The sequence below is a fragment of the Streptomyces sp. NPDC091972 genome (genome assembly GCF_044756385.1).
Lineage (GTDB): Bacteria > Actinomycetota > Actinomycetes > Streptomycetales > Streptomycetaceae > Streptomyces.
On the sequence record NZ_JBIVSV010000012.1, the window covers coordinates 23,245 to 36,628 of the forward strand.

Below are 13,384 nucleotides of genomic sequence, written 5' to 3' on the forward strand. Positions count from 1 at the left end.
ACCGAGCTTCCCCGGCGGTAGCTGTCGATCAGCTGTCGTACAACTTTCAAGAGGTTATCGATGTGGTCCCGGGACTCCCCCGGCGCCCGTTTTCCGGCCGTTGTGCAGCACTATGAGCGGGTGGAAAAAGTACGACTCCTCGTCGTGGACGACGACCCGCCGATCGCCGATCTCGTGGCGACGGTCGCCCGTTACGAGGGCTGGGAGGCGGTCACCGCGAACTCCGGCGAGGAGGCGCTCAGCCGTGCCGCGGAGTTCCGTCCGGACATCGTGGTGCTCGACCTGATGCTGCCGGACATCGACGGCTTCGGCGTCCTGGACCGGCTGCGCCGCTCGGGGACGATGGTGCCGGTGGTCTTCCTGACCGCGCGGGACGCGGTCGCCGACCGGGTGGCGGGGCTGACCCGGGGCGGGGACGACTACCTGGTCAAGCCGTTCGCGGTGGAGGAGCTGATGGCCCGGCTGCGGACCGTGCTGCGGCGCAGCGCCGGTCCCGGCTTCCAGCGCTCGGTGCTGCGGGTCGCCGACCTCACCATGGACGAGGACACCCGTGAGGTGCGGCGCGGCGACAAGCTGCTCACGCTCACCCCGACCGAGTACGAGGTGCTCCGGTACCTGATGCGCAAGTCGCCGACCGTGCTCACCAAGGCACAGATCCTCGACCACGTGTGGGAGTACGGCTTCGGGGGCCGCTCCAACGTCGTCGAGCTGGTGGTCAGCCGGCTGCGCCGCAAGCTGGACGACACGGGCGAGCCGCTGATCCACACCGTGCGCGGTTTCGGGTACGTCATCCGGCAGGCGGCCGAGTGATCCGGCGGCTGCGGTCGGCGTACCGGAGGATGCGGCTCGGGACCCGGCTGGCGCTGGGGCTGGGGGCGCTGGCCCTGGTGGTGTTCGCGGTCGTGGGCACGGCGCTGACCACGTACATGCGGGACTACCTGTCGGCCCAGCTCGACACCCAGCTCGCACAGGCGCAGATCGCCCAGTCCAAGAGCATCGCGGACTACGGCACCCTCTCCGGCAAGAAGTACTGGAGCTGGTTCTACGCCGTGTACGACGTGACGGACGGCACCCCCGCGCTCCGCAAGCCCGAGGACGCCGGCGACCTGCCGGAGGACGTCGGCGCCTTCACCGCCCTGGCCGGGGCGCAGACCGCCGCGCACACCGAGCTGCTGCGCACCGAGCACATCGCGGGCGCCGGCGAGTACCGGCTGCGGGCCTGCGAGGTAAAGCCCGGGGTGGTCCTGGTCAGCGCCGCGCCGCTGGACGACATCGACGACACGGTACGGCGACTGATCACCGTCCAGGTGATCGCGTTCGGGCTGGCCCTGCTGGCGCTCGTGGTGGTCGGCCGCAGGCTGCTGCGGCGCGGTCTGCAGCCGCTGAGCGCCATGGCGTCCACCGCGCACGGCATCGCCTCGCACGACCTCACCGAGACGGCGGCCCGGCTGCCGCTGCGCGCCGACAAGCGGGGCGGCGGCCCGGAGGTCGAGGAGCTGCGGACGGCGTTCAACACCATGCTGGAGCACATCGACGACTCCCTCGCGGTGCGCGCGGAGGCCGAGCAGCGGCTGCGCCGGTTCGTCGCGGACGCCTCGCACGAGCTGCGCACGCCCCTGATGTCCGTGCGGGGGTACGCGGACCTCTTCCAGTACGCGGCCGCCAACGCCCCCGAGGAGCGCGACAAGCACCTGGCCCGGCTGCGCGCCGAGGCCGCCCGGATGGGCTTCCTGCTGGACGACCTGCTGCTGCTCGCCCGGCTGGACGCGGCGGAGGTGGAGACCCCGCTCAGGCCGGTCGAGGTGGATCTGGTGGAGCTGGTGGAGCACGCGGCCGACGCGTTCCGCGCGAGCCACCCGGACCATCCGCTGACCGTCGAGCAGGACCCGCAGGCCCTGAAGCTGCGCCTCGACCCGCAGCGGGTACGCCAGGTCCTCGACAACCTCCTCACCAACGCGGCCGTGCACACCCCGGCGGGCACCCCGGTGTCGGTGGGGGTGCGGGTGCGGGACGGGCACGCCCGGGTGCGGATCGCGGACGCGGGCCCCGGCATCCCGGCCGCCGACCGGGAGCGGGTCTTCGACCGCTTCTACCGCGTCGACAAGGCCCGCAGCCGGGACCGGGGCGGCAGCGGCCTGGGCCTCGCGGTGGCGAGCTCCCTGGTCCAGGCGCACGGCGGCACGATCGGGCTGGAGAGCGAGCCGGGTTCGACGGTGTTCACCGTGTCGCTGCCGCTGAGTCTTACGAAGCCGTGACGTGCGGGCGCGGCCCGGTGGTCCTGGCCGTGCCCGGCCCTAGCGTGAGGCCATGCGCGTACTGGTCACCGGCGGCGCCGGTTTCATCGGGTCCCACATCGTCGACGCGCTCGTGGCACACGGCCACGAGCCCCTCCTGTACGACCTGCGGACCGACCCGGCGTCCGACGTACGGGACCCCGACGCCGTCCGCCGCGCCCTGACCGGCGTGGACGCGGTGTGCCACCAGGCGGCCGTGGTCGGCCTGGGCGTGGACTTCGCCGACGCCCCGCGGTACGTCTCCCACAACGACGTCGGCACGGCGGTCCTGCTCGCCGCGATGGCCGACCTCGGGGTACGTCGGCTGGTGCTGGCCGGGTCGATGGTCGTGTACGGCGAGGGCCGCTACACCTGCCCCCGGCACGGGACCGTACGACCGGGCCCGCGGGCCGTGGCCGACCTGGACGCGGGGCGCTTCGAGCCGCTCTGCCCGCGGTGCGGCGCGGCTCTCTCCCCCGGGCTGGTCGGTGAGGACGCCCCGGTCGACCCGCGGAACGTGTACGCGACGACCAAGCTCGCCCAGGAACACCTGGCCGCGTCCTGGGCGCGGGCCACGGGCGGTGCGGCGGTGGCGCTGCGCTACCACAACGTGTACGGCCCCGGCATGCCCCGCGACACCCCGTACGCCGGCGTCGCCTCCTTCTTCCGCTCCGCGCTCGCCCGCGGGGAGGCCCCGCGGGTCTTCGAGGACGGCGGTCAGCGCCGGGACTTCGTCCACGTGCGGGACGTCGCCGCGGCCAACGTGGCGGCGCTGGAGGCGGGTTCGGCGGACGGCGCGCTCACGTCGTACAACACCGGCAGCGGGGAGCCGCACACGGTGGGCGAGATGGCCCGGGCGCTGGCCGAGGCGTACGGCGGTCCCGAGCCGGTGGTCACCGGGGAGTACCGGCTCGGGGACGTACGGCACATCACGGCGGACTCGGCGCGGCTGCGGGCGGAGCTGGGGTGGAAGGCGGAGGTCGGATTCGCCGAGGGGATGCGGGAGTTCGCGGGCGCCGGGATGCGGGACGCGTAGCCCGCGGTGGACCGGTGGTGCCGCCCGTGAAGGAAAGCGGCCACGGACGGCACCACCGTCTTCTTCTTCGGCGGCGCCGGCGGCTCCGTCAGGAAGCCGCCGACGGCAGCACCACCTCGAAGCGGCAGCCGCCGGGCACGTTGCGCACGGTGGCGCGGCCCGCGTGGGCCTCCACGATGCCCCGGACGATCGCGAGGCCGAGTCCCGCCCCGGCGGGGGGAGTCCGGGCGTGGGTGCCGCGCCAGCCGGTGTCGAAGACGCGGGGCAGGTCCTCCTCGGGGATGCCGCCGCAGCCGTCCGTGACGGACACGACGACCCCCTCGGGGCGGTGCTCGGCGGCCACCGCGACCGTGCCGTCGGCGGGGGTGCGGCGGATGGCGTTGACGAGGAGGTTGCCGAGTACGCGGCTCATCTCCTTGCCGTCCACCTCCACCGGCACGGCCGCCACCCGGTCGCCGACCAGCCGTACGCCGTACTCGCGGGCCAGCGGGTCGGCGCCCGCGAGGGCGTCCGAGACGAGGTCGTACAGGGAGATCCGGCTCGGGCTGAGCGCCAGCGTCCCGGCGTGGATGCGGGAGAGCTCGAAGAGGTCGCCGACCATGTCGTTGAGGCGTTCCACCTCGGTGCGGATCTGCCGCAGATAGCGGGCGGGGTCGGCGGCGACGCCGTCCTCCAGGGCCTCGGACATCGCGCGCAGCCCGGCGAGCGGGGTGCGCAGGTCGTGGGAGATCCAGGCGACGAGTTCGCGCCGCGAGGACTCCAGGGCGCGCTCCCGCTCCCGGGACTCGGCGAGTTTGGCGCTGGTGGCCTCCAATTCCCGGCTGAGGGCGTCGAGTTCGGCGGTGGTGGGGCCGCCGGGCGAGGTGAAGTCGCCGCCGTCGCCGAAGGAGCGGGCGGCGAGCGCGAGGGCCCGGCTGCGGGAGGCGACCCAGCGGCCCAGCAGCAGGGCGGTGGCCAGCGAGACCACGGCGGCCATCAGGACGACGGTGGTGACGACCCGCAGGTCGTGCCCGGACAGGAACATGGCCTGGGCGACCGCGAGGGTGCCGGCCAGCATCGCGGTGACGCCGACGGCGGCGACCACGGTCAGGTGCAGGGAGAGCGAGCGGCGCCGGACCAGCAGCAGCACCCAGGCGCCGAGGAGTCCGGCGGCGACGGCGCCGAGGAAGGCGTAGAGGGCGATGAGGAGGGTGTCGCGCACGGGTCACGCCCCCTTCGGGGAGGCGTCGAACTCCGGCGAGCCGTCGAAGCGGTAGCCGACGCCCCACACGGTCTGGATCAGGCGGGGCCTGGCCGGGTCGTCCTCGACCTTGCCGCGGAGCCGGCGGACATGGACGGTGACGGTCGACAGGTCGCCGAAGTCCCAGCCCCACACCTCGCGCATCAGGTCCTCGCGGCTGAAGACCTGGCCGGGGTGCCGGAGGAAGAACGCGAGGAGGTCGAACTCCCGGATGGTGAGGGCCAGTTCAGTGCCGTCCTTGAGGGCGCGGCGGGCCGCCGGGTCCAGTGTGAGACCGGCGGCGCCCAGGTGACCGGCCTGCTGGGCGGGGCGGGAGCGGCGCAGCACGGACTCGACGCGCAGGACCAGTTCGCGGGGGCTGAAGGGCTTGGTGACGTAGTCGTCGGCGCCGACCTCCAGGCCCAGGATGCGGTCGTCCTCGTCGCCGCGGGCGGTGAGCATGATGACCGGGACGGGCCCGCGCCCCCGCATCCGGCGGCACACCTCCAGGCCGTCCATGCCGGGCAGCATCAGGTCGAGGACGACGAGGTCCGGGCGGTGCGCGGCGGCGCGGGCGAGGGCGTCGGGGCCGTCGGCTGCCCGGTCCACGAGGTATCCGGCCCGGTCCAGGTAGCCGGAGACCACCTCGGCGACGGTGGGGTCGTCGTCGACGACGAGGACCCGCGGCCGGGTCTGTGCGTACTGCTGCTGCTCCATGCCGCCAGCCTCGCACCACGCGCGCGATTGTGCCGCGGGCGGCCGCCGACGTCCTTGTTTCGTAAGGAGCCGGAGTCCGGTTTGCCCGTTCTGCGTTCGTAGGGTGAAAGCCGTGACGACCCCTTCAGTGAACGAACCGGCGGCGTCCGTGGACGTCGTGCTGCCCTGCCTGGACGAGGCCGGGGCCCTGCCGTGGGTGCTGGAACGCATCCCGCTCGGCTGGCGCGCGCTCGTCGTGGACAACGGCTCCTCGGACGGCTCGGCCGGCATCGCCCGCGCCCTCGGCGCGACCGTCGTCCGCGAGGAGCGGCGCGGCTTCGGCGCCGCCTGCCATGCGGGGCTGACCGCGGCCACGGCCGACATCGTGTGCTTCTGCGACTGCGACGCCTCGCTGGACCCCGCGGACCTGGTGCCCTTCGTGGCCGAGGTGCTGGCCGGTGAGGCGGACCTCGTGCTCGGCCGGCGCCGCCCGCAGGCCCGCGGTGCCTGGCCGGCGCACGCCCGGGCGGGCAACCTCGCGCTGGCCCGGCTGCTGCGCCGCCGTACCGGTCTGCGACTGCACGACCTGGGGCCGCTGCGGGCCGCCCGGCGCGAGCCGCTGCTGGCGCTCGGCCTCACCGACCGGCGCAGCGGCTACCCGTTGCAGATGGTGGTGCGGGCGGCCGACGCCGGCTGGCGGATCGCCGAGCACGACGTGCCGTACCACCCGCGCACCGGAGCCTCCAAGGTGACGGGCACCTGGCGCGGCACCTGGCAGGCCGTGCGGGACATGAGCCGGGTCCTGAACGAGACGGGGGCGCACGCGTGACCACTCTCCTCGTCATCGCCAAGGAGCCCCGGCCGGGGCGTGTGAAGACCCGGCTGACCCCGCCGTTCACGCCCGCGGAGGCGGCCGCGCTGGCCGAGGCGTCCCTCGCGGACACCCTCGACGTGGTGGCCCGCACCCCGGCCCGGCGCCGGGTCCTGGTCCTGGAGGGCTCACCGGGCCCCTGGCTGCCGCCGGGCTTCGAGGTCGTACAGCAGTGTCCGGGCGGCCTCGACGAACGGCTGGCCGCGGCCTTCGCGGGCTGCGACGGTCCGGCCCTCCTCATCGGCATGGACACGCCCCAGGTGACTCCCGAGCTGCTCACGGTCGACTTCGCCGACTGCGAGGCGTACTTCGGGCCCGCCGAGGACGGCGGCTTCTGGGCCCTGGGCCTGGCGGAACCGGACCCGTCCCGGCTGCGCGGCGTCCCGATGTCGGTTCCCGGCACCGGAGCGGCCCAGCGCGCCCGGCTGGCCGGACTGCGGGTGCGTGAACTGCCCCCGCTGCGGGACGTGGACACGGCGGCGGACGCGGAACTGGTCGCCCGGGCCGCCCCGCACGGGCGGTTCGCGGCGGAACTGGCCCGGCTCGCGGGGGTGCGGCGGTGAGGGGGGCACGGGTGGGCATCGCGACACGTGTCCCGGCGACCGAGGCACGCGCACGGCCGCACGACGGGACGGCAGCCGGGGCAGGGACGGACGGGACCGGGCGCCGGCCGGACGACGGCACGGCGGGCGGGACGGAGGCGGACGGGGCCGGGCGCCGTGGCGATCCCCGCGACCCGCGCCCCCGGGCGGACGGGATCGGACGCCAGTGGGACGGATGCCCGCCCCTCCGGGGGCCCGGGCCCGCCGCGCGACCCGACACGGCGGACAGCACATGGTCCGTCGACCCCTACGCGCGGGCCCTGCGTACCGGCCGCGGACCCCTCTTCCTGCGGCGATCCGACGGCTGGCTGCTCCCGCTGGAACTGGAGCGCTGGTGCGCCGCCGCGGACGCCGCCGACCTGGAGGTGCTCAGGCGCTGCGAGGGCGCGGTGCTGGACGTCGGGTGCGGTCCGGGACGGCTCGTCGCCGCGCTCGGGGCCCGCGGCCGGCGGGTGCTCGGCATCGACGTGAGCGAGGCGGCGGTCGCGCGGACCGTCGCGCTCGGCGGACAGGCACTGCGGAGGTCCGTCTTCGAGCCGCTGCCCGGCGAGGGCCGCTGGGGCACCGCGCTGCTGATCGACGGCAACGTCGGCATCGGCGGCGACCCGCGAGCCCTGCTCGACCGGACGGCCCAACTCCTCGCACCCGCTGGCCTGTTGATCGTCGAGACGGTCACCGACCCGGACCTCGACGAGCGGGTCCAGGTGCATGTCACCGACGCCCGCGGCGCGGCCGGAAGCCCGTTCCCGTGGGCCCGGCTCGGCACTGCCGCCCTGCTGCGGCACGCGGACCGCAGCAGGTGGGCACCGGTGGATCAGTGGACGGCCGGCGGCCGGTCCTTCGTCGCCCTGCGCCGCGGCACCGGCCTCGCCCCCCGCCGCCGTAGGACGAACACCACCGCGGAACCGCCGAAGAGCACGGCCGTCACCAGCAGCCAGCGGGCCAGGAAGCCGTCCGGGGACAGGCCGGTCGCGGAGGCGTAGCGGTCCGCGACCTGCCCGCTGATCAGCGGGAACCACACGAGCAGGAGCAGCAGCGAGAAGGCGGCGGGGACCCGCACGTACAGCACGTGCCGCCCCGCCGTCCGCACCAGTGCCCGGTCCGCCGCCGCGTACAGCGGCAGCAGCACCAGGTCGTGCAGGACGGCCGCTCCCACGAACCACAGCGCGATCCCGAACCAGTCCCCCGCCAGCAGCTGCACCCCCGCGTACCCGGCGAGGGCGAACGAGCAGACGAGCAGGAGGAGTTGCAGGGGGCTGCCGAGAGGGATCCGCATCCGCATCACAGGTCTCCGAAGGTCAGTCGCGCCACCCACTTGGTGTTGAGCACACCGGGCGCCGCGGGCACGATGATCCGGGCCGGGTGGCCGTGGTCGGGGGTCAGGTCCTCGCCGTTGACGGACAGGGCGAGCAGGGACCGCGGGTCGGCGACCTGGTTGGCGCGCAGGGCGGCCCGGCGGAAGGCGCCGTGCCGTTGCAGCGACTCCACGAAGAGGTCCGGCGGGTCGTCCTCGTACCCGACGAGCGCCGCGAGGTCCCGCAGCCGCACCCCGCGCCACCACTGGTCGGAGGTCGACCAGCCCTCCACACAGGCGATGGGCAACGCCGCGCTGTGCAGCGGGAGTTGAAGGAGCTCGGCTCGGCTGAGGCGGACCGTGCGGCCGTCGCGGCCGGTGACGACCAGCCGCCAGGCCTCCGCGCCCGTCTCCACCGGGTCGATCCCGGCGTACGCGGCGGTCTTGTTGATCTGGAAGCCGCCAGGACCGGAGGTGGGCTCGCCGCCGCCGTGCGGGGCGAGCAGGGCGGTGCGGCGCAGGACGCCGTCGAAGCTGCGCCCGGCCGTGGTGAGGAACAGCAGCAGCGAACCGCCCCCGACGAACCAGAGCGCCCCACGCCGCGACACGGTCGGCTCGGCCGGCTCCGGTGACACCAACTCATCGTTTTCCGCGGGGAGTTCGCGGAGCCGGCGGAGATTGCGGAGCGCGAGCGGCGTCTTCAGCACGGCATGGGCGACGAACGCGGCGAAGAACACCCACGCGCCGTAGAAGTGCAGCGGGTAGAAGGAGCCCGGGAAGACGTAGTCGAGCTGGACGTTGAGCACCCCGGTCACGAACTCGAACAGGGCGCCGCCGACCAGCAGGAGCAGCGAGATCCGCTCCAGGGCATGGGCGAGCGAGCGCGCGGGCGGCAGCGTGAACAGCTTCGGCACCACCGACCACAGCTTGGCCAGCAGCACGGGGATCAGGGTGATGCCGAGGGTGACGTGGACCCCCTGGGTCAGCCGGTACAGCCAGTGCGGGTCGGTCGGCCAGGAGAAGAGGTAGAAGCCGAGGAGGCCCTTGTCCGGGGTCTTGTCGTTCACCGGCGACAGGCCGGGGTTGTAGGCCGCGTACGACAGCAGCCCCGTCACGAACAGCACGGTGATGCCGCCGAGGAGGACGACCCCGAGGACCGAGGTGAGCCAGGGGCCGCGCAGCGGGCTGCGCCAGAAGGAGGGGGTGAAGGGAGACCGAGCCATGCCCCGACGGTAGGTCCGCGGCACCCCGGAAGCGGGCCTGCGAACCATGACGAAACTCTGACGTCGTCGCATGTCAGCCGTCCGGGGGCGGAGGTGCGGCCTAGCGTCGTCCGGGTGAACCGGGACCTTCGTCGTGACCTGTACGCGGCCGTGTGCGCCGCGCTCCTCGTGCTGACCGCCGTCCTGGTCGGCCGGGCGATCCAGCAACGGGACGGCTCGCTCCGCGTCGACTGGCCACCTCTGCTGGCGAGTTGGGCTCCGCACGTCGGACCCGGCACCCCGGCCGCGGTGGCCGTGGCGGCCGCCGCGGTGGCCTACGGCCCCTCGCTCGCCGCCCGGCTGCCCTGGCGCCCGCTGCTGCTCGCCGTCTGGGGCGCGGGCATGGCCTGGACATGGTCCCTGGCCCTCGTGGACGGCTGGCACCGGGGCATCGCCGAGCAGCTCACCACCAGGAACGAGTACCTCCGGGCCGTCCCTCGCTTCCACGACATCCCGGCGGCCCTGCGGGACTTCACCCGGCACATCCTGATCGACGCGCCGGACAACTGGGGCGCCCATGTCGCCGGGCATCCCCCCGGCGCCACCCTCACCTTCGTCCTCCTCGACCGGGCCGGGCTCGGCGGCGGGGGCTGGGCGGGGACCTGGTGCATCACCGTCGGCACGACCGCGGCGGTCGCGGTCCTGGTCACCGTACGGACCCTCGCCGACGAGTCGCTCGCCCGCCGCGCCGCGCCCTTCCTGGTCCTGGCCCCGGCCGCGGTCTGGGTGGGCACGTCGGCCGACGGGTACTTCGCGGCGGTGGCCGCGTGGGCGGTGGCCCTGCTCGCCCTCGCGGTGCGGGGGGTCCGGCCGCCGCTGTACGGCTTCTGCTCGGGCCTGCTGTTCGGGCTGACCGCCTATCTGTCGTACGGCCTGACCCTCATGGCCGTCGTCGCGGGCGCGGTGTTGCTGCTGGGCTCCTCCCGGCGGCCCCTGGTGTTCACCCTGGCCGGTTTCCTGGTCGTGCCGGTGCTGTTCACCGTGTCGGGGTTCGACTGGTGGGAGGCGTACCGGCTGCTGGTCACGCGGTACTACCAGGGGGCGGGCGGGGTGCGGCCGTACGGCTACTGGGTGTGGGCGAACCTCGCGTGCACGGTGCTGATCGTGGGGCCGGCGACGGCGGCGGGGCTCCGGCGGGCCGTCGTCCGGCTGCGGCCGGACGGGGGCTGGGCGGGCGGTTCCCCGCGCCCCTGGAGCAGGGGGTCGGACCGTGGTGATCTGCGGCTGTGCCTGCTGGTGCTCGCCGCTCTCCTCGCCCTGCTCGTCGCCGATCTGTCGGGGATGAGCAAGGCGGAGACCGAGCGGATCTGGCTGCCGTTCGCCGCCTGGCTGCTGCCCGCATGCGCCTTCCTGACGGGGGCGCGCGGCTGGCTCGCCGGGCAGGCCGTGCTGGCGCTGCTCCTCAACCACCTGCTGCTCACGGGGTGGTGAGGGCTCCGTCCGGGCCGGCCGTGCGCGGCCGGCCCGGACGGGTGGGGGGTGGGATCAGCAGGTGGCCACGCCGCCCAGCCAGGCCGGGCCCTTGATGTAGATGTTGGTCATCCACGAGCCGTCGGTCAGCTTCGACCAGGCGTCGTTGGTGTAGCCCTCGGCCGTCACCTCCTGGGCGTGCTTCTGGCAGACCACGTTGACGGTGGTGGGCTGGGCGAAGTAGTCGACCACGGCGGCGTTGACGTTGGGCTCGCTGTGCGTACGCACCCCGGTGCCCCAGGTCTGGAACGCCTTGCTGCCGCCGGTCGGCGGCGGGGTGCTGCTGCCGCCGCAGTCCGGGACGCCGGGCAGCCAGGCCGGGCCCTTGATGTAGATGACGGTCATCCACGAACCGTCGGCGAGCTTGGCCCACGCGTCGTTGGTGTAGCCCTCGGCGGTCACCGTCTCCGCGTGCTGCTGGCACTGGACCGACACCTGGGTCGGACCGGGGAAGGTGTCGACGGTCTCGGAGCCCACGCTCGGCGAGCGGTGGGTGCGCACGCCGGTGCCCCAGGTCTCGAAGACCGTGCCGCCGTTGGCGGGCGGCGGGATCGGGGTGCCGGAACCGTTGATCCGGACGGCGCCCGCGTAGTCGCCGCCGGTGCGCGCGGAGGTGACCCGGATGTGGGTGCCGGACTCGTACGCCTCGACCATCTGTCCGCCGCCCAGGTACATGGCGACGTGGTGGATGTGGCCGCTGCCCCAGAACATCAGGTCGCCCGGCAGCAGCGGGGCGGTGCCCTGCCCGGCGGAGAACCGCGCCGAGGCCTGCGAGGTGTGGTACTGGTCGTCGGCGGTGCCGTTGAGCAGGTCCTTGCCGGTCGCCCGGTAGTAGGCGTACCGCATCAGGCCCGAGCAGTCGAAGCCCTTGCGCTCACCGTCGTGGAGGCTGTCCGGGTCCGAGCCGTCGTAGAAGCCGTAGCTGGCGCCCGGGGTGGCCGCGTGGCCGCCGCCCCAGCTGTACCAGACGCCGATCTGCGAGCAGGCCGCGTCGACGGCGGCCTGCGCGGTGGCCGAGGCGCCGGGCGCGAGGACGCCGCAGGTGGCGTCCTGGGCGTCCTGGGCGGCGTGGGCCGGGGCGGAGAAGAACGCGGTGAGCGCCAGGGCGGAGGCGCCCAGGATCGCGCCGCTGGTCCGGCGGCGCGTGCTGGTGGTCTGCAAGGGACTCTTCCTTCGTCGAAGGGGCGTCAGCGGGATGCCGGTGACGCCGGCGGGAGACGCGGATGGCACACCCCACCCCCGTGGAGGTGTGCCACCCGGGCTAGTTGTGGAGGGCGGCACGCATCTTGGCGAGGCCGCGCAGACGGTTGCGCTGGACCGTGCCGCGGTGGGCGCCGAGACGCTCCCCGGCCGTGTCGTGGGTGAGTCCCTCCAGGTCCACGAGGATCACCGCGGCGGCCTCCTTCTCGGAGAGCATGCCGAGCAGTGCGAGCGCCGTGGCGGAGGCCTCGTAGGAGCCGAGTCCGCCGTCCCAGCCGGCTTCCGGCAGCTCGTCCGTGGTGCGCTCGCGCCGGGAGGGGTGCTGCCAGGAGTCGCGCAGCAGGTTGAGGGCGACGGCGCAGGTGTAGGCGTACGGGTGCTGCTGCTGGGTCAGGCTCTGGGAGCGGGCCCGCCGGGAGAGCCGCAGATAGGTCTCCTGGAGCAGGTCGTCGGCGTCGTGCGGATTGCCCGTCAGGGCCAGCAGACGTCTTCTCAGGCGGGGCATGTCGGCCGTGAAGGACGCGTCGAAGTCCCCCGGGCTCATCCGGTCGCCGGCCTCGCGCGCAGGCGGTGGACAGGTGCCGTGGCTGTGGTGCATTTCTTTCCCCCTTGCGGTGTTCCCCCGCGGTGGTCCGTCGTGCGGTCCCTCGCGGTGGTCCTTGCGTGATTCCTCGCGGTGTTCGTCGTGCGCCGTCCCGCTCCGGTGGTCAGGCCGGGCGGGGCGGCTCCGCGGGGCCGTAACGGGCGGCCGGCACCCGGCGCAGCAGCGCCCAGTACCGGTCGCCGTACGACCAGTGCCACCACTCCGTCGGGTAGTTGACGAACCCGGTGGCGGTGAGCACCCGGCCCAGCAGGGCCCGGTACTCGCGTGCCTCGGGGCCGATGCCGGGCGCGGCGGTGCGGCAGGCACCCGCGCTCTCCTCCGGGGTGGCGTTGACCTCGGTGCCGAGCGGCAGTTCCCGGCCCGCGCGGTCGCACAGGGTCAGGTCGACCGCACCGCCGCTGACGTGCGGGGCGACCTCCGGCGGCGAGATGTAAGCGCTCGCCAGCTCACGGATCCGCTCGGGAGCCGCGTCCGGGTGAGCCTGTCGCATGGTCGCCGCGTACTGCTCGAAGTAGCGGCGCTGGAGGTCGGGCGGCCGGTACCCCTCCACCACCAGCAACCGGATCCCCGCGGGCAGCAGGCGCTGCGCCCGCACGAGCCGCTCCAGCGCGCCGGCCCGCAGGTGGGCGTAGCTCCCCTCGTCGTCGGCCTGCCGGGAGTCGAGGAGCAGCTGCCCCTCCTCCCGCAGGTCGACGAGGGGTTCCCCGCACTCGTCGTGCGCCACCGCGGCGACCCTGGGGTCCGCGAGCGTGATGATGTCTGTCACGGGAAGAGCGTCGCGTGGTCCTCTGCAAATGCTCTGCAGATCGCCTGCAAGCGCCGGACCAGGGGTTCTGCAACGGCATCGGCCGCGTCCC

General features: G+C 74.4%; 13 protein-coding genes. 7 read left to right on the top strand and 6 right to left on the bottom strand.

What is annotated here, in order from left to right; all coding sequences use genetic code 11:
* Positions 1–144 precede the first annotated feature (144 nt).
* The 3 genes from ACIQJT_RS30530 to ACIQJT_RS30540 are packed head-to-tail and all read left to right on the top strand — an operon-like array spanning position 145 to position 3,309.
* The gene (locus tag ACIQJT_RS30530) at positions 145–810 is read left to right on the top strand and encodes a response regulator transcription factor (protein ID WP_053849098.1); all 666 of its coding nucleotides are present in this window, start codon (positions 145–147) and stop codon (positions 808–810) included.
* Positions 807–2,255: a sensor histidine kinase gene (locus ACIQJT_RS30535; protein WP_402648923.1), complete on the top strand. Its 1,449-nt coding sequence runs from the start codon at positions 807–809 to the stop codon at positions 2,253–2,255. Before ACIQJT_RS30530 ends, ACIQJT_RS30535 begins: the two co-directional genes overlap by 4 nt.
* 52 nt (positions 2,256–2,307) lie before the next feature.
* Entirely contained in the window at positions 2,308–3,309 is a 1,002-nt protein-coding gene (locus tag ACIQJT_RS30540; protein ID WP_402648925.1) for an NAD-dependent epimerase/dehydratase family protein, read from the top strand.
* 88 nt (positions 3,310–3,397) lie between these two features.
* Here ACIQJT_RS30540 and ACIQJT_RS30545 read toward each other — a convergent pair whose 3' ends face one another.
* Entirely contained in the window at positions 3,398–4,510 is a 1,113-nt protein-coding gene (locus ACIQJT_RS30545) for a sensor histidine kinase (protein ID WP_402648927.1), read from the bottom strand.
* 3 nt (positions 4,511–4,513) lie between these two features.
* On the bottom strand, positions 4,514–5,245 hold the full coding sequence (locus ACIQJT_RS30550) for a response regulator transcription factor (RefSeq protein WP_365456894.1): 732 nt from the start codon (positions 5,243–5,245) through the stop codon (positions 4,514–4,516).
* Between the two features lie 103 nt (positions 5,246–5,348).
* Here ACIQJT_RS30550 and ACIQJT_RS30555 point away from each other — a divergent pair, with 103 nt between their 5' ends.
* The 3 genes from ACIQJT_RS30555 (at position 5,349) to ACIQJT_RS30565 (ending at position 7,680) form a co-directional block, all read left to right on the top strand.
* Complete coding sequence (locus ACIQJT_RS30555) at positions 5,349–6,053, top strand: glycosyltransferase family 2 protein (RefSeq protein ID WP_365456891.1); 705 nt, start codon at positions 5,349–5,351, stop codon at positions 6,051–6,053.
* Positions 6,050–6,658 carry a DUF2064 domain-containing protein gene (locus tag ACIQJT_RS30560; RefSeq protein WP_402648930.1) on the top strand — a complete coding sequence of 203 codons (609 nt, stop codon included), beginning with the start codon at positions 6,050–6,052 and terminating at the stop codon, positions 6,656–6,658. The genes ACIQJT_RS30555 and ACIQJT_RS30560 overlap by 4 nt, the downstream gene beginning before the upstream one ends.
* A gap of 194 nt (positions 6,659–6,852) precedes the next feature.
* Entirely contained in the window at positions 6,853–7,680 is an 828-nt protein-coding gene (locus ACIQJT_RS30565; protein WP_402649293.1) for a class I SAM-dependent methyltransferase, read from the top strand.
* Between the two features lie 298 nt (positions 7,681–7,978).
* Here ACIQJT_RS30565 and ACIQJT_RS30570 read toward each other — a convergent pair whose 3' ends face one another.
* Positions 7,979–9,214 (bottom strand): molybdopterin-dependent oxidoreductase, encoded by a 1,236-nt coding sequence (locus tag ACIQJT_RS30570; protein ID WP_365456882.1) that lies wholly within the window; start codon positions 9,212–9,214, stop codon positions 7,979–7,981.
* Positions 9,215–9,328: 114 nt separating this feature from the next.
* Here ACIQJT_RS30570 and ACIQJT_RS30575 point away from each other — a divergent pair, with 114 nt between their 5' ends.
* Positions 9,329–10,684 carry a hypothetical protein gene (locus ACIQJT_RS30575; RefSeq protein WP_402648934.1) on the top strand — a complete coding sequence of 452 codons (1,356 nt, stop codon included), beginning with the start codon at positions 9,329–9,331 and terminating at the stop codon, positions 10,682–10,684.
* A gap of 54 nt (positions 10,685–10,738) precedes the next feature.
* On the opposite strand, the gene ACIQJT_RS30580 is transcribed toward ACIQJT_RS30575, so the two are convergent.
* The 3 genes from ACIQJT_RS30580 to ACIQJT_RS30590 form a co-directional block, all read right to left on the bottom strand.
* Complete coding sequence (locus ACIQJT_RS30580) at positions 10,739–11,884, bottom strand: C40 family peptidase (protein ID WP_402648937.1); 1,146 nt, start codon at positions 11,882–11,884, stop codon at positions 10,739–10,741.
* A 100-nt stretch (positions 11,885–11,984) separates the two neighbouring features.
* Positions 11,985–12,521 carry an RNA polymerase sigma factor gene (locus ACIQJT_RS30585; protein ID WP_402648940.1) on the bottom strand — a complete coding sequence of 179 codons (537 nt, stop codon included), beginning with the start codon at positions 12,519–12,521 and terminating at the stop codon, positions 11,985–11,987.
* Between the two features lie 109 nt (positions 12,522–12,630).
* Positions 12,631–13,293, bottom strand: coding sequence for a M15 family metallopeptidase (locus ACIQJT_RS30590; protein ID WP_365456870.1), 663 nt, complete (start codon positions 13,291–13,293; stop codon positions 12,631–12,633).
* Positions 13,294–13,384 lie beyond the last annotated feature (91 nt).